The following is a 23449-nucleotide window of genomic DNA, read 5'->3' as shown; positions in this document are numbered from 1 at the left end:
AATCGGCGTTATCCGTGCCGTTGATCTGCGTGCCCGTTGTCGATCTGGCGGTTTTGCTGGTGTTCTGGATGATAGATAGGGGCGTGCTCGCCACATAGACGTCCTGCTCGACAGGGACGCGCTTTCGCACCTTCTCGAAGAGGATATGCTCGATTTTGGTCTGGTGCGGATATTTTTCGACGAGGACGCGGGTCGACATCAGAAAAGATTTTTTCTTTCGAACTGGCACGGGATAACCTTGCTCCTCGTAGCTCATACCCTGAAGATTGCATTGCTGCACAGATATGCAGCCACAAGCTGCATCAAGCTGGCGTTTATGATACGTTATTTTGAGTCCATAATGAGATCAAATGCAAAGGCTTTGCATCAGCGCAAAGAATTTAAACCCAGCTTGCGGGCGGTGAGAGGGACATCGAGGAGATGCATAGGGCTCCTTTTCCTGCATCTAAGGAAATGTTGCTGCGTGTAAACATGCGGGAAGAGAAATGCTTTGAGCATCGCACATGAATTCGGATTCATGCTCCATGGTCAAAGTGTTGAGAAGGAGCCGAGGCAAAAAAAGAGGGCCTGGCTTCAGCCAGGCCCTCGTGCAGCGTTACGCGAGAAGGGCGGTTACTGCGGGTTGGCCGGAGCCGACGGAGCGGCCGGCGAAGAGGGGGACGCCGGGGCTGCGGGAGCCGACGGGGCCGACGGAGTAGCCGGAGCGGTCGAGCCGGTGCTCGGCGACGAGCGCTCCGTCTGGGTGGCGGTGCTGCCGGTGGTGCTCGGTTCGTTGCTGCCACCATCATAGAAGAGGAAGGCCAGAAGGCCCAGTGCGACAACAAGGCCACCGATCACGTAAGCAAGAGTGTTCGAACCACGCCCCGTGTTATCGTAGACATTGGTCTCACGATTGTAGACATTGGGTTCGCGATCCATAGGATCCATAGCCATCTTTGAAACTCCTTGACCGTTTTACCTCCCGAACAACGCCGAATGGCGGGTAGGGGTTCCGCCCAGCGTGGCAATTATTTTCGAATTCTGTGCATAAATTGTTTCTGATCTTAACGGCTGATTTAACATCCTGAACAACCGTTCATCTTGAAAGGGGTTGACCCGTTTACGGGGCGCTCTTACTCCGGGCAGGAAAGACAAGAGATCAAAGGCGCAAGGTTCATGAACGCTCCGGTCAACCCTAAGAAGCTCATCAAAGGTGCGACAGGCGATTGGGAGATCGTCGTCGGCATGGAGATCCATGCCCAGGTGACGAGCCAGGCCAAGCTGTTCTCAGGCGCCTCGACGGCCTTCGGAGGGGATCCTAACAGCCACGTTTCCCTGGTGGACGCAGCTATGCCCGGCATGCTGCCCGTCATCAACGAGGAGTGCGTGCGCCAAGCCATCCGCACGGGCCTCGGGCTCAAGGCCGAGATCAACCTGCGCAGCACCTTCGACCGCAAGAATTACTTCTACCCGGATCTGCCGCAGGGCTACCAGATCAGCCAGTACAAGAGCCCCATCGTGGGGGAGGGCGAGGTGATCGTGGACGTGCCGGAAACCGGCGAGACCATCACCGTGCGCATCGAGCGCCTGCACCTGGAGCAGGATGCCGGCAAGTCGATCCACGACCTGCACCCCACCATGAGCTTCGTGGACCTCAACCGTTCGGGCGTGGCCCTGATGGAGATCGTGTCGAAGCCGGATCTGCGCTCGGCGGACGAGGCCCGCGCCTACGTCACCAAACTGCGGACGATCCTGCGCTATCTCGGCACCTGTGACGGCGACATGGACAAGGGAAACCTGCGCGCCGACGTGAACGTGTCCGTGCGCCGTCCGGGCGAGGAACTCGGCACCCGCTGCGAGATCAAGAACGTCAATTCCATCCGCTTCATCGGACAGGCCATCGAGGTCGAGGCGCGCCGTCAGATCGCCATCCTGGAAGACGGCGGCAAGATCGACCAGGAGACGCGCCTGTACGATCCGGGCAAGGGCGAGACGCGCTCCATGCGCTCCAAGGAAGAGGCGCATGATTACCGCTACTTCCCCGATCCGGACCTGCTGCCGCTCGAGTTCGACCAAGCCTATGTGGACGATCTCGCCCAGCATCTGCCTGAGCTGCCGGATGAGAAGAAAGCGCGATTCATGGCTGAATACGGCCTGCCGTCCTACGATGCCGGCGTTCTCGTGGCCGAGCGCGCTTCCGCCGACTTCTACGAGGAGGTCGCCAAGGGCCGCGACGGCAAGGCCGCCGCGAATTGGGTGATCAATGAGCTGTTCGGCCGCCTCAACAAAGAAGGCAAGGATATCACGGGATCCCCGGTCTCGGCCGCGCAGCTCGGCGCCATCATCGAGCTGATCGGCGAGAACGTCATTTCCGGCAAGATCGCCAAGGATCTGTTCGAGATCGTCTTCACAGAGGGTGGAGACCCGCGCGAGATCGTGGAAAAGCGCGGCATGAAGCAGGTGACCGACATGGGGGCTATCGAAAAGGCCGTCGACGAGATCATCGCGGCCAATCCGGACAAGGTGGAGCAGGCCAAGGCGAAGCCCACGCTGCTCGGCTGGTTCGTCGGTCAGACCATGAAGGCCACGGGCGGCAAGGCCAACCCGCAGGCCCTCAACGAGATCCTCAAGGCCAAGCTCGGGATCGAGTAGGGCTTTCAGGCCATTCCCGGCGGATTCTCTCCGCCGGGGCTCTTGCAAGGCGCCATATTCCGTGACCTCGCAGCCCAATCCCTTCGCCCCGCACTGGCTGATCCGCGACATCGTGATCGGGTCGCACAAGGCTGCGGTCGGGCCGGGCGGGCTTCTCTTCATTGGGGATTCCATCGTCGAAGGGTTCTATTGGAACCGGATCGGCAGCCTTCCGGTGATCAATGCCGGCTATTCCGGCATCTGGACCGAGGCCTTGGAGCCGCGGGTGCCGCTCCTCCTGGAATCCGCGCAGCCCCGCATCGCCGCGCTCCTCGTCGGCACCAACGACGCCAAGAAAGATTGCACGGAGAGCGCTCTCGACGGTGTCGCGGCTCATTTCGAGCGTATCGTCGGTCATTTCGGTGACGCGGGGGTCCCCGTCGTCGTGCTGACGCCGCCGCCGATCGAACAGGCGAAGCGGCTGACCGGCTTCTATTCACCCGAGGCCATGACCTCCCTGAGCCGACGCATCCTCCAGATCGGGGACGGTCGCGCGGCCGGCATCCTTGATCTCCAGAGCGCCTTCGCCGACGGCAACGGCGCGGCAAGGGAAGGAATGACCACCGACGGTATTCACCTGTCTGCTCAGGCCTATCGTCTGCTGCGCGGCATGCTTGATCAAGAGGCGGCTTTGTTGGCACCTGAAAGGGAAGATCGATGACCGAGCCGCATCCGCTAACCGATCGCGCCGCGCCGCCGCGGGGAGGGCATTGGCCATTCCTGGATCTGCTGCGCTTCGGGGCGGCGCTCCTGGTGCTGTTCGGCCATACCCGTGGGTTGCTCTTCACGAGTTTCCAGGACATTCCCCATCCGGGCCTTGGAACAAAGATCTTCTACTTTCTCACGGGTATTCATCGGGAAGGCGTGGCGATCTTCTTCGCCGTGAGCGGCTTCCTGGTCGGCGGGGCGGTCTGGCGCCTGATCCGCGAGCGGAGGTTCGATGCGATGGCTTATCTTGCCAGCCGCTTCTCCCGCATCTACCTGGTGCTCCTTCCGGCGCTCGCCCTGGCGCTGCTTCTCGATTGGGTCGGGCGGTCCTTTCTCGGTGATACCCGCTTTTTCGCCGAGCGGCCGCTGATGCCCATGGGCTTCACCTCCGACTGGACCTGGCCGCAGATGGCCTGCAACCTCGCTGCCGTGCAGGGGATTTTCTGTAAGCCGCTCGGGGTGAATCCGCCCCTCTGGTCGCTGGGCTATGAATGGGTGTTCTACCTCATCGCTCCCGTCCTGTTCGGCCTCGCACTCGCTCGCTTCCCGCGCCCGGTGAGAGTGGGGGGCGTGGCCCTGGTGCTTGTGGGGCTCGGCACTCTCGCCGGTTCCTTGTCCCATTGGCTGCCATGGCTCACGATCTGGCTTGCAGGCGCGTTGGCGGCCCAGATCGTCCGCGCACGGGATCTGCCGTTGATGTCGGGGTTGCTGGGCCTTGCCGCCGTCGCGGCCGGATTCGTCCTGTCCCGCATGCAGATCGCTCCGGTCTATACGACCGATCTCATGGTCGGTCTCGGCACGGCACTCGCCATTGCGAACGGGCGGCTCCTCGGCTGGTGCCCGTTGAGGAAACCGGTTGGGATCGGGGCCGATTTCTCCTATTCGCTTTACCTCATCCACGTGCCGGTCACGGTTTTGTTGGGAGGTGTCATCGAGCATTTCGGTTGGCCCTCGACTCTGGTCGTCCCTGGCATCCCCGTTTATGCAGCCTTCGCTGGCCTCGTGATTTCGGCGCTTATGGCGTCATTCCTCTTCGCGCAACTTACCGAGCGTCATACGGATCGGGTCCGCCGGTTTCTCTTCAATCCGTCCTCGTTTAAAGCCTCCGCACCACCGACGCCGATCTGATTCCGTTGAAACATTCATGGCCTATGCTTCGTCGACCTCCGACATGAATTCATCCACATTGCACCTGCGCCCTGTCGTCGAAGACGACGCACAGGATCTCTTCGGGCTACTGTCGCTCTGCTACGCGGAATATCCGGGTTGCTTCGTCGATCCGCATGACGACCTGCCGGACCTGCTTTCGCCGAGCGCATCCTATGCTGGGACCGGCGGAGCATTCTGGGTTGTCGACGACGAGCGCGGACGCGTCTGCGCCTGCGTCGCGGTCGATTTTCCGGAATCCGGAACCGCCGAACTGCATCGGCTCTATGTGCGGCCGGACCAGCGCGGGCGGGGATTGGGCGCGGCGCTCGTGCGGCGGGCCGAGAGCCATGCTCGTGCGAAAGGCGCCGGGCGCATCGTTCTCTGGTCGGATACGCGGTTCACGACGTCGCACAGACTCTACAGGCGATGGGGCTACGCGCAAATCGATGGGCAGCGCCAGCTCATGGATATCTCGAAGACCGTGGAATACCGGTTCGAGAAAGAACTTCAGGATGCGTCTCTGGCCAATTCACTGAGGATCGCTTAATCTGTCCGGGCGGCTGATCCATCAGCCGCTTCTCATCAACCGCAGCCGAAGGAGGCGTCACATGGCTTTTCACTTTGCCCCATGCACCCACGCCGCAATCCTTCCATTCAGCAACGCTGCAGGTTTCGATGAAGCAGATCACTCTTTCCCTCGTCTGGCTGACAGTTCGCATTGACTTGATTCCGACCGACCGCGCGCGCGGCCAGAGATCCACAAAAAACCCCGTCCGTTCCGAGTTGCAGTCCTCCTTGAGGGCAAGGCTCAGTCCCCATTTGCTCAAGGACATTGGTGAGGACGCAAGCGGCCGGGACTGATGATGATCGAGGAAACTTCGGAAGGATACGGAACACCCGTATCCTTCCTTTGCCGGCCCTGCGAGCCGACCACGCGGTCGATCATGGAATCTCGTAGACCAGAAATTCGTCGTTGATCCCGCGAAGTGCGGTCTTCTGGAGGTTGGGCTGCAGGCCCTGCAACCGGATGATCTGCGAGGCTTCGGGATTCTCCACGACGGCATCCGTCGCGAAGATCGCGCGCGAAACCGCGAGTCCCTGGACGCGAGAGGCGATATTCACGGTCTGGCCGAAATAATCCTGACGGTCGTTCAGCGTGACGGCGAGGCATGGCCCTTCGTGAATGCCGATCTTGAGCAACAGGTCTTCGCTTCCGCGTTCCTCGTTGAGGCTGCGCATGGCCTCGCGCATCCGCAAGGCCGCCGCGATCGCATGATCCGGCGTGGAGAATGTCGCCATCACCGCATCGCCTATGGTCTTGACCACCGCTCCGGCTTCGGCCGCGATGATCTCGTGGAGGACACGGAAATGCTCACGCACGAGATCATAAGCCACGAGATCGCCGACGCGCTCGTAGAGTTCCGTCGAGCCTTTCAAGTCGGTGAACAGGAAGGTCAGGCTGGTGATCTTCAATCGCTGGTCGATGTCGAGCGTGTCGGTTCGATAGAGGTCACGGAAGGTCTGGTTGGTAAGCAGGCGTTTCGCCGTCAGGAAGGGCCGCCGCCGTTCCAGCATGTGGTGCAGGACGTCGCCTGCCACCCACACGGCGGGCAGGACGCGGCGGTTGGTGCGGTTCTCGAGAGTGATCCGCAACGGACCGGGCTGCATGACCAGGGTATCGTTCTGCGGGTGGCTTTCATTGAGGACGAGGGTGAGGTTCTGCCGCTCCCGCGTGGGCTCGCCTTTTACGTCGATGAACTGGGCCGCGTGCGTGACCGGATCGAAAACGATCACGAACTCGGCCGGAAGCTGCAGGGAGAGGATCGCCCGCTCTCCCGGCGGAAGTTCGACTGCGTCGAGCACGATCTCGTCGAGCCTGCGTTCGTAGTCGTCCGGAAGGTCGATGCCCGAACTCCAGAAGACTTGGCGAACATATTCATGCATCGGCAGGGTGTCGGGTTCATGGGCCGCGATCTTGCGGACCCGCGGGCTCACCGTGAAAGTGACCTCCACCATCTCGTCGAGGGTCGGCTCGTATCCGGCGGCGCAAAGAGCGCAGCTGTATTCACTCTGATTCACGGATTTCAGGCTCATGCCGGATTCGAGAACTCCGCCGCATCCGGGGCAGAGCACGTTCCAGGACATCTCGAAAATCCCGAGGCGGGCGGCATGAAGGAAGGCGCCGATGACCTGGTCCTCATCGAGCCCGTTCCGGGCCGCAAATACGAAAGCGTTGATGCGGTTCAGTTCATGATCCGGAGCATCCCGGATCAGGGTTTCGATGGCGTCGACGGTGTCGGGTTCGGCAGATTGACGCAGGACTGCGAGGAATTTCTGATCTTCGGTCATGGGGCGACCTTTTTTGAGGTGCGGACTGGACCGTTGAAGGGGCGTCAACGCTGCGGGGCCGCACGGATCATGATGACAAGCTTTGCCTACAAATCCTTATCGTGCAAAGGGATAGCCGCTCAATCCGGCAATGTGAGGGCAGGGCGCCCCAGGAGCCTGGGCGCCCATTCCTTGGCTGTTGAAGCTCTGACACATGGTAAGGAAGAGGTGTCGAGAGACACCGGTCCCACCGGAGCATCGTAAGCCTTGCCGGCAGGTGGCAGGGAAAGGCGACTGCGATCAGCCCTTCCTAGCCTCTCCCGTCTCCACGGGCAGTTCCTCCCGTGCCCCCCATTCCGACCAGGACCCGTCGTAGATCGCCGTGATTGGTCGTCCCGCCACCTCGAAGGCGACGCCGAGGATAGCTGCGGAGACGCCGGAGCCGCAGCTTGTGATCACCGGCCGGGCGGGATCGACACCGGCTGCAGCGATGGCTTCCTTCAACGCCGCCTCGTTCTTCAAGCGGCCGTTCTCGATGATTTGATCGAAGGGCAGATTGAGGCTGCCGGGCATGTGTCCGGCCCGCAGACCCGGTCGGGGCTCGGGGGCTTCTCCCCGGAAGCGCGCCGCCGGGCGGGCATCGACCACCTGCAAGGCGCCGGAGCGGAGCGCTTCCTGCACGGCAGATGCGTTCGCGACGGCGGTGGCGTCGAAGGACGGGATAAAGGTTCGAGGGGCGCGAGGCTTTTCCGGACCCGTTTCGACCGGGCGTCCTTCGGCCTTCCAGGCAGGAAAGCCGCCTTCGAGGATCGAGACGTCACGCGCTCCGAAGACCTGAAATGTCCAGCGGACTCGCGGGGCCGAGAAAAGCCCCGCCCCGTCATAGACGACGATTGTCATGTCCTCGCTGATCCCCATGGCACCGACGGCTTTCGCGAAATCCTCCGGCGATGGAAGCATGTGCGGCAGGGGGGACGACGTATCCTTCACGGTATCGATGTCGAAGCGCACTGCGCCGGGAACGTGGCCTGCAAGATACTCCGCTTGCGGATCGCGGTTCTGAGTGGGGAGATACCAGGAGCCGTCTATGATAACGAGGTTGGGATCGTTGAGGTGCTCCTGCAGCCAGGCGGTCGAAACGAAAGTCGGGGACATGGGGCAGCTCCTTTGGATCAATCGACCAGCGACATGCGAACGCGGCGGTTCTGCTTGCCCTTCTTCTCGATATCGGTGACGGCGACGGTGCCGATCTCGCCGGTCCGCCGCACGTGGGTGCCGCCGCAGGGCTGAAGATCGATCCCCTCGATTTCGACGAGGCGGACGCGACCCGATCCGCGCGGCGGCTTGACCGACATGGTTTTCACGAGACCAGGATTGGCGTCGAGCTCCTCGTCGGTGATCCAGCGGTCGGTGACCGGAGCATCGCGCTGGATCAGGGCGTTGAGCCTGTCCGTGATCTCCGCCTTGTCGAGGCCGGCATCGGGAATGTCGAAGTCGAGCCGTCCGTCGCCCTCGCCGATGGACCCGCCGGTGACCGGGTAGGGCAGGACGACGCTGAGAAGGTGAAGCGCCGTGTGGACGCGCATGCGCTTCAGGCGGCGGGGCCAGTCGAGCTGCACTTCGACCGTCTCGCCTTCCTCGAACAGCGATGCTGCCTCCATCCCGACGAGATGGACGACCTGGGAGCGGTCCGCTCCGTAGACTGTGTTCGTGATGGCGAGCCTATCGCCATTTGCCCGCACGAGGGCGCCCACATCTCCCGGCTGCCCACCCCCTTGAGCGTAGAAGACCGTCCGATCCAGGATGACCCCGCCCTCTGGAGTCGTGGCGAGAACACGCGCTTCGCAGGAGGTGGCATAGGCATCGTCGCGGAAGAGAAGGGTGGTGGCGGTCATGATCGTCCCGGGCTGTGACGAGGCGGCTCTGCCTCGTTCGAAAGGTGAGGGACGATGCTGACGGCAAGGGGGGCGACGGGTCAAGCCGCTCCGTGCCGAAGCGTTAGGAATGTTCTTCGGTCTCTAAGCCGCGAAGGCTGCGGAACGCTTGCAGGGCCCTTTCCCGCGCTGGACCGTGTGGAACGACGGGATCGGGATAGGTCTCGCCAAGTCTGATTCCCGCCGCGCGCAGGACGGCTGGAGGAGCGTCCCAAGGTCGATGAATGAAGGCCGAGGGGAGGCTCGCAAGCTCCGGGACGAAAGCCCGGATATAGTCGCCGGCGGGGTCGAACTTCTCGCCCTGAGTCACAGGGTTGAAAATCCGGTGAAACGGCGCCGAATCCGGCCCGGAGCCCGCCACCCATTGCCAGCTGAAGGCGTTGTTGGCCGGATCCGCGTCCACCAGGGTGTCCCAGAACCAAGCCTCGCCTTCTCGCCAGTCGGTCAGCAGATGCTTGACCAGGAAGGATGCGGTGATCATGCGGACCCGGTTGTGCATCCAGCCCGTCCGCCAAAGCTGGCGCATTCCCGCGTCGACGATCGGATAACCCGTGCGGCCTCGCTGCCAAGCCTTGAGGGTTCTCGGGGCCTCGATCCAGGGGAAGGCATCGAACCTGCTACTGTGCGGCCTGACCGGAAGATGAGGGTGAAAATGCAGAAGCTGATGGCTGAAATCGCGCCATACGATCTCGCTCAGGTACTTCTCTGTATCGCGCGCCAAGCCTGGATGTTCGGCAACCCGAGTCGTCACCGCATGCCAGACCTGCCGGGGGCTGATTTCGCCGAAGCGGAGATGCGGCGACAGTCGCGACGTGCCGGAGATCGAGGGACGGTCCCGATTCTCCGCGTACCCTTCCAGGCCCGTGCTCAGGAAGTCGCGGAAGCCGGCCCGCGCAGCCTGCTCACCCGGGGTCCATGCTTCTCGAAGGCCACCAGCCCAATCGGGAGATGAGGGTTCGAGGTCCAGCTCTTCGAGAGGGACCATGGACGCGCTGAGGGAGGTGGGCCAGGCTCCGCCGAGGATCCGCTTCGGAGCCGGAAGCGGGGCTGTCTGACGGCGGGCCGTCACGGCCCGAAGATAAGGGGTAAATACCTGGAACGGCCTACCAGCCTGATTGACGATGTCCCAGGGCTCATGCAGGAGGCGGCCGTTGAAGCTGTGCGCCTTGAGCCCGCCATCTGTCAGGCGCTTCTTGATTGCAGTGTCCAGGGCGATTTCTGCCGCGCCATAGCGCCGGTTCCAGAATATCGCCGATGCGCCGCTCTCCTTTGCGATCCGCTCGACCACGGAGAGTGCCGGGCCCCGGAAAAGGGCGAGCCTCGATCCGACACGTTCCAGGGATTCGCCCAGAGCTTTGAGCGAGCCGTGAAGCCACCAGCGGGCCGCGCCGCCGAGCGGACGCACATCGCCCGAGTCGTCGAGGACCACAAAGCATAGAACCTGCGATCCCGTCGCCGCCGCAGCCGCGAGGGCAGGGTTGTCGGCGAGGCGATGGTCGTCGCGGAACCAGACCAGAACGGGAGTGTGGGAATCGGTGCTCATGGCGCCGGATCATAGTCAGGCTTCGAACCCTCGATAAAGCGTCGGGTCGAAGCGGCTATTCGCAAAGAGTGGAGAAGTTTACTGGGAAGGTTGGCTCCGGCGGTAGGATTCGAACCTACGACCAACGGATTAACAGTCCGCTGCGCTACCGCTGCGCCACGCCGGAATAAGCCTTAACCTTCGAAGAAGCCCGATCTCGAAGCTTCTTTGAGCGCCGCGGCGTCCCTGAGGAGGTGTCCGTCGGCGAGGTGGGAGGCATATAGCACGGGTTTCGACGGTTGCAAGTGCATTGTTGTCGTAACGGATCGAAAAGGGGCTGTTGCTCTTTGGGGGGATGATTGCTATTGAGCGGCCGTCGCGTTCGTGACACGCCCCGGATGGCCTCGTGGCGGAGTGGTTACGCAGAGGACTGCAAATCCTTGCACCCCGGTTCGATTCCGGGCGAGGCCTCCAACAATTTCTGAAGGCACTATCCATGGTCGATTTCACCCAAGCGCGCCGCATGATGGTTGATGGCCAGCTGCGCACTTTCGATGTGAACGACATGTCCCTCCTGGATTCCATGGACAGCGTTCCGAGAGAGCTCTTCGTGCTCCCGGGCCGCGAGAGCCTTGCCTATATCGACCAGGACATCCTTGTCAGCGACGGCGGCGAGAGCCGCTACATGCTTTCTCCGATGATCCTGGGTCGCATGATCCAGGCGCTCGCGATCGATGCGGGCGACAAGGTCCTCGACGTTGCCGGTGGTCGGGGGTACTCCTCGGCGGTCCTTCGCGGGCTCGGTGCTCAGGTGACGGCTCTTGAATCGGACGAGGGGCTTGCGGCCGCGGCCCGGCAATGCCTGAATGCGTCCGGTGCGGGCGATGTCGCCGTCGTGACCGGTCCGCTCGACCAGGGATACGCTCCTGGCGCTCCCTACGATGCTATTCTCGTGAACGGAGCCGTCGAGGTTCGTCCCGAAGGGCTCCTCCAGCAGCTGGCCGAAGGCGGACGCCTCGTTTGCATCAAGGGGCGGGGACGTGCCGCCCGTGCGACAGTTTATGTCCGTTCCGGCGATGCCATCGGCGAACGCAGCCTGTTCGAGGCCGCGGCGCCGCTCCTCGGCTCGTTCGTCCAGGTCCCGGGCTTCACGTTCTAATTTCCTCCAAAGTCTAACAAATCCATAATTTTCCCCAGCCGGGAGTGTCGCTTTTTTGCGCCACTCCCAAGCTAAAATCGAGTTGGCCCTAACGCGTTGTTGCCGACTCTGTTCCCTTGGGTATTGTTGCGCTTTGAGTCGCAGTGGTTTCTGAAAGTGGCGTCTCTCACGATTGTCCCGTGTTGGTCGCTAGGCAGGTGCGCGTGAAGAAAAAGCATTCCAAGCAGACGTATTCCTTGCTCTTTGGGGCGATGACCTCGGTGTTCGTGCTGATGGCCCCCGGCGGGGTGTCGGCCGAGACCTTGGAAAGCGCTTTGTCCCGCGCTTATGGCAACAATCCTGACCTGAACGCCCAGCGCGCGAACGTCCGGGCGACGGACGAATCCGTTGCCCAGGCCAAGTCCGGCTACCGGCCGGTCGTCAATGGGGTGGCCGATGTCGGGCGGAGCTGGATCTCCGCCGAGACACCCTCGTCGCGCTTTTCCCCGAACACGACGAGCCAGAGCGCGCTGAACCCGCGCGGGTTCGGTGTCGAGGTCAACCAGACTATTTTCGACGGGTTTCGGACCCAGAACCGTGTCCGTGCGGCGGAATCCTCGGTCCTCGGTTCGCGTGAAAGCCTGAACACCACCGAGCAGAGCGTTCTGCTCGACGCCGCGACCGCCTACATGGATGTTCTGCGGGATACGGCGATCCTCGACCTGCAGCGCAACAACGTCGAGGTGATCGACGAGCAGCTGCGCCAGACTCGGGATCGCTTCAACGTCGGCGAAGTCACACGGACGGACGTCGCACAGGCGGAAGCGCGCCTTGCGGCCGCCCGGTCTCAGGCCAGCCTGGCCGAAGCCACCTTGCGCAACAGCATCGCGACTTACCGTCAGGTCGTCGGAGTCGAACCGGCCCAGCTCGCGCCCGGTCGTCCGCTGGATCGCCTGACGCCACGTAATGTCGATGCGGCACTGAAAGTCGCCCTGAACGAGCATCCGGCCATCAAGGCGCGCCAGCATGCGGTCGACGTGGCCGAGCTGCAGGTTAAGATCGAGGAGGGCGCTCTCGCCCCGCAGCTGGGTGTCGCCGGTGCCGTCGATCAGCGCTATGACCAGCGGCAGACCGGCGATGCGTCGCTTTCCGCCTCTGTGGTCGCGCGGCTGACCGTGCCGATCTATGAGGGCGGCCAAGTTTATGCCGCGACGCGTCAAGCCAAGGAAGTGGCCGGGCAGCGTCGCCTTGAGGCCGATTCCGTTCGCGATCAGGTCCGCGCTGCCGTAAGCTCCTCCTGGGGACGGCTGGAGGCCGCTCGGGCCCAGATCGTTGCCGCTCAGGCCCAGATCGATGCGGCCGAGACGGCGTTGAGCGGTGTGCGTGAGGAGGCTCGCGTCGGCCAGCGCACCACCCTCGACGTGTTGAACGCTCAGCAGGAACTGCTGAATGCGCGCGTGAATCTCATTACTGCACAGCGCGACCGGGTGGTGGCGTCCTACAGCCTCGTCAACGCGATGGGGCGCCTCAATTCACGCGCCCTCGGCCTCAGGGTCAATCACTACAGCCCGAAGATTCATTACGAGCAGGTTAAAGATCTTTGGGTCGGCACGAGTACGCCAGACGGTCGTTAGTAAGCTTCGGGGCCAGAACCAAAAAGTTCTGGCCCCGCTTGTTTTCTTTAAGTTTGCGTAAAATACTTCATCTACATTCATTTGAATGTGATTCTTGCTTATTTCGATTTGGATGCGGCTATGGGTTCTGCGGGCCTGAAGGTTAATGAGCCGTCGATGGAGGAGATTCTGGCTTCCATCAGGCGTATCATCGCTGACGATGAAGTTGATGACCCTTCGGAGGCCGATGAGCCACGCTCCTCACCATTGAGCAACGTCCTCGATATTGCGGAGCTTCACGTATCCCCGCTGATCGCCTCAGGCGGAAACGAGCCTGTGCTCGGCCCCTGGAGCCGGGGAGAGGCCCTGGTGGACGACATTCCTCCGGGTGAGGGCCTTCGAGGGGAACGGGATTCCCATCCGGAGCGGGATGAGCCGATGTCTGTTCCTGCCGCTGCGCATGTCATTCGGCCGAGGGCAGCCGCGCCGGTGGTTCCAAGTCAATCTGTTCCGGCAGACGCTCTCATGTCGACCGCGGCCAGCGCCTCGGTGTCCGATGCCTTCGACCGCCTCGGCGCAGCCCTCAGGCCAAGCCAGCCCCAGACCGTCGACGATCTCATGAAGGAGATGCTGCGCCCCATGCTGAAGGCATGGCTCGACGATAATCTTCCTTCCCTGGTCGAGCGGCTCGTCCGGGACGAGATCGAGCGCGTGACCCGCTCCCGGGGGTAGGATTCTACGCAGATAGCCCCAAGGGACCGCCCGGGGCGGGAGCAAGGGCTCGCCGGGCTCCCCCGCCGCTGACACCTTTCGAGGGGAAGTGCCGAGGCGGCACCTCAACGCGGGCCTGTAGCGCTCAGATTGTCGCCCCTCTGTTGACTTCGACCGATCCGTCCGGTTTGTAGCCGTCTTGCTTGCGCGTTTCTCGCGCCCAAAGGCCGGTACTCATCATGATGGACAAGACGTTCGATCCCTCCGCTGTCGAAGCTCGCATTTCCACCCGCTGGGAAGAGGCCGAGGCCTTCAAGGCCGGCCGTGCGGATCGCAAGGACGCGGTACCGTACACGATCGTCATTCCGCCGCCGAACGTGACCGGCTCGCTCCATATGGGGCACGCTCTCAACAATACGATCCAGGACATCCTCTGCCGCTTCGAGCGCATGCGTGGCAAGGACGTGCTCTGGCAGCCGGGCATGGACCATGCGGGCATCGCCACCCAGATGGTCGTGGAGCGCCGACTGGCCGAGCGCCAGATCCAACGCCGCGACCTCGGCCGCGAGGAATTCGTGAAGCGGGTCTGGGAGTGGAAGGAGGAGTCAGGCGGCACCATCGTGCGCCAGCTCAAGCGCCTCGGCGCCTCCTGCGACTGGTCGCGCGAGCGCTTCACCATGGACGAGGGTCTGTCCCAGGCCGTCCTGAAGGTCTTCGTCGACCTTTATAACCAGGGTCTGATGTACAAGGATAAGCGCCTTGTGAACTGGGATCCCAAGTTCCAGACGGCGATTTCCGACCTCGAGGTGATCCAGGTCGAGGTGAAGGGTAACCTCTGGCACATCCGCTATGCCATCGAGGGCATGCCTGACCGGTCCATCACCGTTGCCACCACCCGGCCCGAGACGATGCTCGGCGACGTGGCCGTGGCCGTTCATCCCGAGGACGAGCGCTACAGGGATCTGGTCGGCAAGTTCGCCATCCTGCCTCTCACCGGCCGCCGCATTCCCATCGTGGCCGACGAGTATTCGGACCCGGAGAAGGGCACCGGCGCGGTGAAGATCACGCCCGCGCACGATTTCAACGATTTCGAGGTCGGCAAGCGCCACAAGCTGCCGCTGATCAACATCTTCGGCACCGAGGCCGAACTGAGGCTGGCCGGCAATGAGGCTTTCCTCGACGGACTTGCCCAGTCCGACGATCTCAAGGCGGTGCTGGCCCTCGAAGGCATGGACCGCTTCGAGGCGCGCAAGCGCATCGTCGCGATGCTGGAAGAGCGCGAGATCCTCGTTCAGATCGAGCCGCACGGCCACACCGTGCCGCATGGCGACCGCTCCAACGTGGTGATCGAGCCCTACCTCACGGATCAGTGGTACCTGAACGTAAAACCCCTGGCGGACAGGGCGCTCGACGTGGTGCGCAAGGGCCAGACCAAGTTCGTGCCGGAGAACTGGGAGAAGACTTACTTCCAGTGGCTCGAGAACATTGAGCCCTGGTGCGTCTCGCGCCAGCTCTGGTGGGGCCACCAGATCCCCGCCTGGTATGACGATCAGGGCAATGTCTATGTCGCCCTGAGCGAGGACGAGGCCAAGGCCCAGGCTCGTGCGAAGAACGGTCGCGACGTGCCGCTCAGGCGGGACGAGGACGTGCTCGACACCTGGTTCTCCTCCGCCCTGTGGCCATTCTCGACCCTGGGCTGGCCGGACGATACGCCGGAACTGGAGCGCTATTACCCGACCAACACCCTCGTCACGGGCTTCGATATCATTTTCTTCTGGGTCGCCCGGATGATGATGATGGGCCTGCACTTCATGGATGAAGTGCCCTTCGACACGGTCTATATCCACGCCCTCGTCCGTGACGAGAAGGGCGCCAAGATGTCGAAGTCGAAAGGCAACGTCATCGACCCGCTCGACGTGGTGGAGCAGTACGGCGCGGATGCGTTGCGCATGACGCTCACCTCGATGGCCGCCCAAGGGCGCGACATCAAGCTGTCCGTTCAGCGCGTCGAGAACTACCGCAACTTCGCGACCAAGATCTGGAACGCGGCCCGCTTCGCCGAGATGAACGAGTGCAAGCGCGTCGACGGATTCGATCCCGCCTCGGTGAAGGAGACGCTCAACAAGTGGGCGCTCAGCGAATGCGCGAAGGCGATCAACGAGGTCGCTGCCGGCATCCAGGGCTACAAGTTCAACGAGGCGGCCGGCGCTGCCTACCGCTTCGTGTGGAACGTGTTCTGCGATTGGACGCTCGAACTCTCCAAGCCCGTGCTGCAGGGCGCGGATTCGCCCGCCAAGGATGAGACCCGCGCGACCATCGCGTTCATCCTGGACGAGATCTGCAAGCTCCTGCATCCGATCATGCCCTTCCTCACGGAGGAGCTGTGGGAGGTGAAAGGGCAGGAGGGTCCGAAGCGCGAGACGATCCTGGCGCTCGCGCCCTGGTCGAACCTCGATCGCCTGATCGACCCGCAGGCCGAAGCCGAGATCGGCTGGGTGGTGGATCTCGTCACGGAGATCCGCTCCGCCCGTTCCGAGACGAACGTTCCGGCCGGTGCGCAGATCCCGCTCGCGCTCGTTGCGTCTTCGGAAGACGTGAAGGCCCGCGCCGGGCGCTGGGGCGAGATCGTGAAGCGCCTCGCGCGCCTGTCCGAGATCTCCTTCGCCGATGCGGCTCCCAAGAGCTCGATCCAGCTTCTGATCCGCGGCGAAGTGGCGGCCCTGCCGCTGGAAGGTGTGATCGACCTCGACGCCGAACGCGCCCGCCTCGCCAAGGAAATCCAGAAGCTCGATGCGGATGTGGCGAAGATCGACGCGAAGCTCGGAAACGCCGACTTCATCAAGCGTGCGCCTGAGGAGGTCGTTGAGGAGCAGCGCGAGCGCCGCGACGAAGCCCTGGCCCGCAAGGTGAAGATGGAAGAGGCTTTGGGACGTCTGAAGGACGCGTAAGGCCGACCGTTCCCGCCCACGTCATCGCCGGCCTTGTGCCGGTGATTTCGTTTCTGGACGGCGCAATGCGTTCCAAGCGAGATGGCCGGCGTAAGGCCGGCCATGACGGATAGGGTGGTCCTGGCGTTTCGCAGGGTCGGGAATGACAAGACGCGGGAGCGCGCCTTACCCTAGCACGAAATCCACCAGCAGCTTCACGTTCAACGCCACGATGACGGCGGCGATGATACCTGCGATGACCGTGAGCCAGCGCGGCGTGACGAGGTCGCCCATCTTGGCCTTCGAGGCCGTCATGGTCACCAAGGGAATGACCGCGAAGGGGAGCTGGAGGCTCAGGATCACCTGGCTCAGGATAAGGAGCTTCGCGGTCCCGCCCTCGCCATAGGCGATGGTGACGGCGGCTGCCGGGACGATGGCGATTCCCCGGGTGATCAGGCGGCGCAGCCAGGGCTGCATCTTGAAGTTGATGAAGCCCTCCATGACGATCTGGCCCGCCATGGTGGCCGTGACGGTGGAGTTCAGGCCGCAGCAGAGGAGCGACAGGCCGAAAAGCATCGGCGCGATGGCGCTGCCGAGGATCGGCTGGAGCAGAGTATGGGCCTCCCCGAGTTCGGCGATTTCGGTCCTGCCCGTGTGGTGGAAGGCGGCGGCTGCCAGGATCAGCAGGGACGCGTTGATCGTCAGCGCGAACATGAGCGCGATGGTCGAGTCGAGCGTTGCGAAGCGCAGCGCCTCGCGCCGTTCCGGCAGCGTGTCGCCGTAGGCGCGGGTCTGCACGATGCCAGAATGCAGGTAGAGGTTATGCGGCATGACCGTCGCGCCCAGGATGCCGAGGGCGAGATAGAGCATGTCTGGATTGGTGACGATCTCGGTCGTCGGGGCGAATCCGGTGATCACCCCGGCCCAATCGGGATCCGCCATGGCGATCTGGATGCCGAAGCAGACTGCGATGACGCCGAGCAGGGTGATGATGAAGGCCTCGACCCAGCGGAAGCCGAGATTCTGCAGGTAGAGGATCAGGAACACGTCGAGTGCCGTGATGACGACGCCGATTTCGAGCGGAACGTCGAAAAGCAGGTTCAGGCCAATGGCCGTGCCGATCACTTCCGCGAGGTCCGTGGCGCAGATGGCGAGTTCAGCCAGAAACCAGAGAATCCACGAAACCGGCTTCGGATAGGCGTCCCGGCAGGCCTGGGCGAGGTCGCGGCCCGTGGCGACCGCCAGGCGGGCGCAGAGAGATTGCAGAATGATCGCCATGACGTTGGAGATCAGCGCCACCGACAGCAGGGCGTAGCCGTATTTGGACCCACCGGCGATGGAGGTCGCCCAGTTGCCTGGATCCATATAGCCGACAGCTACCAGATAGCCCGGACCCAGGAAGGCCGCCGCCCGCCGCCAGACCGACCCCGGACGGATCGCAATCGACCGATTCACCTCCGGCAGGGAGGCCAGTTCCGAAGAGTGCCGCCACGCGGCCTTTCGCACGAGGGAAACAGGGGCGGGCTGATGCATGGGCACTTTCTGCAGTTGCAAACTATTTGCAAGAAGAGGCTAGCTCGGATCAAGCGCCTCGGCAAGAGGGAAGTTGCACATAGTTGCATCTGCGTGGTGGAGCGCCTTCTGGCCAAGAAGTTTGCCGGGCTCGTCCTCTGTTGGAGGAAGAAAACGCGGCTGTTGCCGTCCACCTTCAGGGAAGGGGCCACTTGATCTGTGGAGGAGCACGCTTCTTCCCAACAATCGTAGGTGGCCTTCCTCGCCTCGTGGAACAGCCTCCTGGACCTCCAAGATGTTCAGGCGTGACAAGTCCCTTGAGGTTTGCTCTAGGTTTCCCAAAACCGGGACTGGAAAATCTGGTAAGGGATGGAAATGCTCGAGAGTGTCCTGATCGCCAATCGCGGCGAGATCGCCTGCCGCATCATCCGCACCGCCAAGCGGCTGGGGATGCGCACCATCGCGGTCTATTCGGAGGCCGACGCGGATTCGCTCTTCGTGCAGATGGCGGACGAGGCTCATCTCATCGGCCCGCCGCCCGCTCGCGAGAGCTACCTTCGGATCGACCGGATCATCGACGTCGCGAAGCGCACGGGGGCCGCCTCCATCCATCCTGGCTACGGGTTCCTGTCCGAGCGCGCCGAGTTCGCCGAGGCTTGCGCGGCGAACGGCATCGTCTTCGTCGGGCCGCCGGCTTCCGCCATCAAGGCCATGGGACTGAAGGATGCCGCCAAGGCGCTCGTCCAGCAGGCAGGTGTCCCGGTCGTTCCCGGGTACCATGGCTCCAAGCAGGATCCGGACTTCCTGCGCCAGAAGGCCTATGAGATCGGCTATCCGGTTCTCATCAAGGCTGTCGCCGGCGGCGGCGGCAAGGGCATGAGGCGGGTCGAGAAGGCGGCCGATTTCGACGCGGCCTTGGAGAGCGCCCAGCGCGAGGCGCAAAACGCCTTCGGCGATCCGCGCGTGCTGGTGGAGAAGTACATCCTTTCCCCGCGTCACATCGAGATCCAGGTCTTCGCCGACGGCCACGGCAATGTGGTACATCTCTTCGAGCGCGACTGCTCGCTCCAGCGCCGCCACCAGAAGGTGATCGAGGAGGCGCCGGCTCCGGGCATGACGCCCGAGATGCGCCAGACGATGGGGCAAGCCGCCGTCGAGGCGGCCCGTGCCGTGGGCTATGTGGGCGCCGGCACGGTGGAGTTCATCGCCGATGGCCGGGAAGGGCTTCGTCCCGACCGCTTCTATTTCATGGAAATGAACACCCGCCTCCAGGTGGAGCACCCGGTGACGGAAGCGATCACCGGGCTCGATCTCGTCGAGTTGCAGTTCCGCGCCGCGTCCGGCGAGACGCTGCCCTTTACGCAGGAGGATCTCGCCATCGACGGTCATGCGGTCGAGGCACGCCTTTACGCGGAGGATCCGGAGAAGGAGTTTCTGCCGTCGACGGGCAAGCTCTGGGCGCTGGAATTTCTGGAGGGTGAGGGCATCCGCATTGATACCGGCGTCGAGGCCGGGGCCGATGTCACGCCCTATTACGATCCCATGATCGCGAAGGTTATCGCCCATGGCGCGACCCGCGAAGAGGCCTTGGACCAGCTGGCGGAGGCGCTCGGGCGGACGATCGTCGCGGGCCCGAAGACCAACGCGGCCTTCCTGAAGAAGTTGTGTGAGGCCGAAGGATTCAGGGCAGGGCAGTTCGATACCGGCTTCATCGACCGGAACCTCGCGAGCCTTGGTGTCGGTCCGCAGCCGTTGGACGAGGTCGCGGTGTCGTTCGGCGCCTCGGCACTGATTTCGCGGGAGATCGAGCGGCTGCGCATGGCTGAACTCCAGAAGAGCGACGAGCCATCGTCGCCCTGGTCCATGCCGGACGGATTCCAGCTTCTGGGGCTTCGCAGCGTCGGCGTTCCGCTGCGCGTCGATGGTGAGCGCCTCGAAGCCCGCGAGGTGTTCAGCCACGAGCATCCTGGCGCAAGCACCGTCGCCTTCGGCTCCAGCGATCCATGGGACGATGCGCAGGTCGATCAGGAGGTGGAAGCGCCACATGGCGTCTACATCATTCGCAACGGGCGCCAGACGCTGGTCCAGCCCTACGACCCCTTCGAGGTCGACCTCGAACACATGGACGAGGGCGGCAGCGTCAAGGCGCCGATGCACGGCAAGCTCATCGCCGTCTTCGTGCAGCCGGGCGACCGGGTCGAGAAGGGGCAACGGCTTGCCATCGTCGAAGCGATGAAGATGGAGCATGTGCTGGTGGCACCTTCCGACGCCGAGGTAGCGGAGATCGCCGCTGAGCCGGGCGCGCAGGTGGCGGAAGGGGCACGCTTGATCGTGCTCAAGGCGGAGGAATAGCCTGCGGCGCATCGCCCGGTGACGGACTGGGCGGGCGCGTGGTTGAAACGGATATGGCACTTCATCTCATCAAACTCTGCGTCGGCTGCGAATCGATCACGGATCTCGAAGAGTGGATCGAGGAGAACCGCGCGCTGCATCGACGCCTCGGGCGGGAATACGAGCAGACGCACACCACCCGCATGGTGCCCAAGCGCATCGACGAGCTGCTGGACGGCGGATCACTGTTTTGGGTGATCAAGGGGCAGGTCGCGGCCCGCCAGAGGTTGCTTGCTGTTCGGCCATTCACGGATGGGGACGGTATCGGCCGCTGTCATCTGGTGCTCGAGCCGAAAGTGGTGGCCGTGGAGCCGCGTCCCTACAGGCCGTTCCAGGGTTGGCGCTACCTCGTCGCCAAGGAAGCGCCGCGCGACATCGACCTGAAGGCAGGCGACCTCGCCGTGATGCCGGAGGACATGCGGCGTGAGCTGGCAGAACTGGGCCTGCTGTAACCTATGTGAATCATCGGAGAGCCATCCATGAGATTTCCCATTGTCACCGCCGCTCTTCTGGTTTGTGCCGGTGCCCCTGCGCTTGCGAAAGAGTGCCGCATGCCCAACGTGCCTCCCGGCGTCCAGGTCCATGTGCCGCCGGAATGCCGGGATCGCTTCCAGGAACGCCGGGCGCAGGTCGAAAGGCAGGATTCCCTCAAGACCAGCCAGGGCTTCATCGATTTGGGGAACGGCACGCAGGTGCGGGTCGGCGGTCGTGTCCGGGCAGAGGCGATCGGCCGCCGCTAGACTTTTTAGCTGGGGATCTTCCTCGCGGATCGGGATCTTCTTGGAACCGCGCTGGCTCGTCCAGCATTGGCTCAGCAGTTCAGTTGAGTGGAGGTTCCGATGCTGATGTGCGCATCCGAAGGCCGGCACTGGCGTTACGAAGTCTGCGAGCATGACGACGGCTATCTGGTCCAAATGCGGGACCTGACCACCGGCGAACTCGACGAGGAATTCTCCACCATCTTCCGCACCCTTCCCGTGGCCTTCGCCTATGCGGAGATGTCGGCCGCCTACGAACGCTACGCGGCCTCGGAACTCGACCATGCCGAAGACGAGCAGATCGAAATCGAGGTGGAGACAACAGAGCGCCACTTCATCGACCTGAGCGACAGGCTCCACGACTCGGGCATCAACGGCGTCGTCGTCCAGGCTTGGGAGCGGGAGAGCCAGCGCAGCCGGAACGCGCTCCTGCACTGACGTCAGACCAGGGTAGCCTGGGGCCTCGCTTGCAAGCGGGGCCGCTCCCTCTAGCATCGCTCCATCACGACTCACGCCGATGATGGAGTTTCCATGGCCGATCTCTCAGCCTTCCCGATTGCATCCCGCTGGCCCGCCCGGCATCCCGACAGGATTCAGCTCTATTCCACCCCGACCCCCAATGGGGTCAAAGTCTCCATCATGCTGGAGGAGACCGGGCTGCCTTATGAGCCGCATTTCATCAATATCGGCCAGAACGAGACCTGGACGCCCGAATTCCTGTCCCTGAATCCGAACGGCAAGATTCCGTCCATCATCGACCCCGACGGGCCGGGTGGAAAGCCGCTGCCCCTGTTCGAGTCCGGAGCAATCCTGCTGTACCTCGCCGAGAAGACCGGCAAGTTCCTGCCTTCCGACCCAGCCCGGCGCTATGAGACGATTCAATGGGTGTTCTTCCAGATGGCGTCCGTGGGGCCGATGTTCGGCCAACTCGGTTTCTTCCACAAATTCGCCGGGCGCGAGATCGAGGACAAGCGTCCTCTGGAGCGGTATCGCAACGAATCCAAGCGCCTGCTGGGCGTCCTTGAGACCAGGCTTGAAGGTCGCGCCTGGATCATGGGCGACGACTACACCATCGCGGATATCTCCCTGCTGGGTTGGGTGCGCAACCTTGTCGGCTTCTACGGCGCCGGAGAACTGGTCGAGTTCGAGAGCCTCAAACGCGTTCCGGCGTGGCTGGAGCGGGGCCTCGCCCGCCCGGCCGTGCAGCGGGGCCTCGAGATCCCGAAGCGGCCGGAATAACGATCCGCTGCTGCCGCCATTCTTCAAGCCGGCAATTTACATCCGCCCCATCCCGGCCCACATGTTGGGGTGGGGACGAAAACGATGATGCTGCTTCTTGGAATAATGGCGGTCGCTCTTCTGTGGTGGTTGGGCAAGAACTATACGCGGGCCGACCCGAAGGTTTTGGCCAAGAGCCTCAAAACCGTGGCCGGAATCGCGGCGCTCGGCACAGCCGTGCTCCTGGTCGTCAAGGGACGCATCGACATGGCCCTTCTGCTCGGCGGTTTCGGCGCCTGGGCGCTGGGCTGGAGCGCCCTGAATCTTCCCGGCCCCTGGCGGAAGCTCCAGCAGGCGGGAGGCCGGTTCTCCCGCATTCGGTCGGCGATGATCGAGATGGAGATCGATCACGCGTCTGGAGCGGTCGAAGGCACGATCCTGGTGGGAGCCTTCGCCGGACGGCGGCTCTCGAGTCTCGATCCGCAGAGCCTGCGCCGCCTCTATGACGAGTGCAGCGCCCATGACCCACAGGGCGTCCCACTCCTAGAGGCTTATTTTGATCGCCGGTTTGCCGGTTGGCGTGAAAACGCTCACGGAGATCGCGACACGCGGACGCGCACTCATGCGCATTCGGGCGTAATGACGAAAGAGGAAGCCTATCAGATCCTGGGCCTTCAGCCGGGTGCGAGCCTCGACGAGATCCGAAAAGCGCATCGGACGCTCATGAAGAAACTCCATCCTGACCAGGGAGGGACGGCGTACCTCGCGGCTCGCGTGAACGAGGCGAGAGAAGTCTTGCTGGGCCGACATCGCTGATACTCCACGCGCGATCCGGTTGTCTTCGGGCGGTGACGGCGCAAACACACGCGC

The 23449-nt window shown here is 63.1% G+C and carries 21 protein-coding genes and 2 tRNA genes (1 of these 23 cut by a window edge); 15 read left to right on the top strand and 8 right to left on the bottom strand.

Translation table 11 applies throughout. The features are described 5' to 3' along the window. Positions 1–199, bottom strand: the beginning of a protein-coding gene (locus H0S73_RS15415; protein ID WP_181052978.1) for a glycoside hydrolase family 113. It extends 2456 nt beyond the left edge of the window; the window shows 199 of its 2655 coding nt (coding positions 1–199); it begins with the start codon at positions 197–199; its stop codon lies off the left edge, out of view. A 413-nt stretch (positions 200–612) separates the two neighbouring features. After that, complete coding sequence (locus H0S73_RS15410) at positions 613–933, bottom strand: LPXTG cell wall anchor domain-containing protein (RefSeq protein WP_181052977.1); 321 nt, start codon at positions 931–933, stop codon at positions 613–615. Between the two features lie 222 nt (positions 934–1155). On the opposite strand from H0S73_RS15410, the gene gatB reads away from it, so the two are divergent. The 4 genes from gatB to H0S73_RS15390 all read left to right on the top strand — a co-directional run bounded on the left by gatB (position 1156) and on the right by H0S73_RS15390 (position 5074). After that, entirely contained in the window at positions 1156–2631 is a 1476-nt protein-coding gene (gene gatB / locus H0S73_RS15405; RefSeq protein ID WP_181052976.1) for an Asp-tRNA(Asn)/Glu-tRNA(Gln) amidotransferase subunit GatB, read from the top strand. Between the two features lie 61 nt (positions 2632–2692). Beyond that, on the top strand, positions 2693–3331 hold the full coding sequence (locus tag H0S73_RS15400) for a GDSL-type esterase/lipase family protein (protein WP_181052975.1): 639 nt from the start codon (positions 2693–2695) through the stop codon (positions 3329–3331). After that, the gene (locus tag H0S73_RS15395; protein WP_181052974.1) at positions 3328–4506 is read left to right on the top strand and encodes an acyltransferase family protein; all 1179 of its coding nucleotides are present in this window, start codon (positions 3328–3330) and stop codon (positions 4504–4506) included. The genes H0S73_RS15400 and H0S73_RS15395 overlap by 4 nt, the downstream gene beginning before the upstream one ends. Positions 4507–4522: 16 nt before the next feature. Next, the gene (locus H0S73_RS15390) at positions 4523–5074 is read left to right on the top strand and encodes a GNAT family N-acetyltransferase (protein WP_181052973.1); all 552 of its coding nucleotides are present in this window, start codon (positions 4523–4525) and stop codon (positions 5072–5074) included. A gap of 395 nt (positions 5075–5469) precedes the next feature. On the opposite strand, the gene H0S73_RS15385 is transcribed toward H0S73_RS15390, so the two are convergent. The 5 genes from H0S73_RS15385 to H0S73_RS15365 all read right to left on the bottom strand — a co-directional run bounded on the left by H0S73_RS15385 (position 5470) and on the right by H0S73_RS15365 (position 10498). Beyond that, positions 5470–6876: an adenylate/guanylate cyclase domain-containing protein gene (locus H0S73_RS15385; protein ID WP_181052972.1), complete on the bottom strand. Its 1407-nt coding sequence runs from the start codon at positions 6874–6876 to the stop codon at positions 5470–5472. Between the two features lie 279 nt (positions 6877–7155). Then, a complete protein-coding gene (gene sseA / locus H0S73_RS15380) occupies positions 7156–8010 on the bottom strand; it encodes a 3-mercaptopyruvate sulfurtransferase (RefSeq protein WP_181052971.1) in 855 nt (284 codons plus the stop codon). 17 nt (positions 8011–8027) lie between these two features. Continuing rightward, entirely contained in the window at positions 8028–8750 is a 723-nt protein-coding gene (locus tag H0S73_RS15375; RefSeq protein ID WP_181052970.1) for an alanyl-tRNA editing protein, read from the bottom strand. A gap of 103 nt (positions 8751–8853) precedes the next feature. Continuing rightward, positions 8854–10332, bottom strand: a complete 1479-nt coding sequence (locus tag H0S73_RS15370; RefSeq protein WP_181052969.1) for a cryptochrome/photolyase family protein — start codon at positions 10330–10332, stop codon at positions 8854–8856. 91 nt (positions 10333–10423) lie between these two features. Beyond that, positions 10424–10498: transfer RNA gene (locus H0S73_RS15365), tRNA-Asn, on the bottom strand. A 213-nt stretch (positions 10499–10711) separates the two neighbouring features. Between H0S73_RS15365 and H0S73_RS15360 the strand changes: the two genes are divergently transcribed. From H0S73_RS15360 to H0S73_RS15340, 5 genes are all read left to right on the top strand, one after another. Next, a tRNA-Cys gene (locus tag H0S73_RS15360) sits at positions 10712–10785 on the top strand. Positions 10786–10807: 22 nt separating this feature from the next. Then, complete coding sequence (locus H0S73_RS15355) at positions 10808–11470, top strand: protein-L-isoaspartate O-methyltransferase family protein (RefSeq protein WP_181052968.1); 663 nt, start codon at positions 10808–10810, stop codon at positions 11468–11470. A gap of 251 nt (positions 11471–11721) precedes the next feature. After that, positions 11722–13083: a TolC family outer membrane protein gene (locus tag H0S73_RS15350; protein WP_246389293.1), complete on the top strand. Its 1362-nt coding sequence runs from the start codon at positions 11722–11724 to the stop codon at positions 13081–13083. A 120-nt stretch (positions 13084–13203) separates the two neighbouring features. Continuing rightward, entirely contained in the window at positions 13204–13794 is a 591-nt protein-coding gene (locus tag H0S73_RS26475; protein WP_484502641.1) for a PopZ family protein, read from the top strand. Between the two features lie 218 nt (positions 13795–14012). Continuing rightward, positions 14013–16721: a valine--tRNA ligase gene (locus H0S73_RS15340; protein ID WP_181052965.1), complete on the top strand. Its 2709-nt coding sequence runs from the start codon at positions 14013–14015 to the stop codon at positions 16719–16721. A 165-nt stretch (positions 16722–16886) separates the two neighbouring features. On the opposite strand, the gene H0S73_RS15335 is transcribed toward H0S73_RS15340, so the two are convergent. Next, the gene (locus H0S73_RS15335) at positions 16887–18233 is read right to left on the bottom strand and encodes an Nramp family divalent metal transporter (RefSeq protein ID WP_202049815.1); all 1347 of its coding nucleotides are present in this window, start codon (positions 18231–18233) and stop codon (positions 16887–16889) included. 354 nt (positions 18234–18587) lie between these two features. On the opposite strand from H0S73_RS15335, the gene H0S73_RS15330 reads away from it, so the two are divergent. From H0S73_RS15330 to H0S73_RS15305, 6 genes are all read left to right on the top strand, one after another. Beyond that, the gene (locus H0S73_RS15330; protein ID WP_181052964.1) at positions 18588–20564 is read left to right on the top strand and encodes an acetyl-CoA carboxylase biotin carboxylase subunit; all 1977 of its coding nucleotides are present in this window, start codon (positions 18588–18590) and stop codon (positions 20562–20564) included. 53 nt (positions 20565–20617) lie between these two features. Further along, positions 20618–21055: a DUF1489 family protein gene (locus H0S73_RS15325; protein ID WP_181052963.1), complete on the top strand. Its 438-nt coding sequence runs from the start codon at positions 20618–20620 to the stop codon at positions 21053–21055. Between the two features lie 27 nt (positions 21056–21082). Then, positions 21083–21343: a hypothetical protein gene (locus H0S73_RS15320; protein ID WP_181052962.1), complete on the top strand. Its 261-nt coding sequence runs from the start codon at positions 21083–21085 to the stop codon at positions 21341–21343. A 99-nt stretch (positions 21344–21442) separates the two neighbouring features. Then, a complete protein-coding gene (locus H0S73_RS15315; RefSeq protein WP_181052961.1) occupies positions 21443–21799 on the top strand; it encodes a hypothetical protein in 357 nt (118 codons plus the stop codon). A gap of 93 nt (positions 21800–21892) precedes the next feature. Next, the gene (locus H0S73_RS15310; protein ID WP_181052960.1) at positions 21893–22600 is read left to right on the top strand and encodes a glutathione S-transferase N-terminal domain-containing protein; all 708 of its coding nucleotides are present in this window, start codon (positions 21893–21895) and stop codon (positions 22598–22600) included. Between the two features lie 84 nt (positions 22601–22684). Beyond that, complete coding sequence (locus H0S73_RS15305) at positions 22685–23395, top strand: DnaJ domain-containing protein (protein ID WP_181052959.1); 711 nt, start codon at positions 22685–22687, stop codon at positions 23393–23395. The last annotated feature ends 54 nt before the right edge of the window (positions 23396–23449 follow it).

The sequence above is a fragment of the Microvirga mediterraneensis genome (genome assembly GCF_013520865.1).
Classification (GTDB): Bacteria; Pseudomonadota; Alphaproteobacteria; order Rhizobiales; family Beijerinckiaceae; genus Microvirga; species Microvirga mediterraneensis.
The sequence above is the reverse complement of the archived record's forward strand: the minus strand, read 5'-3'. Positions and strand labels throughout refer to the sequence as shown.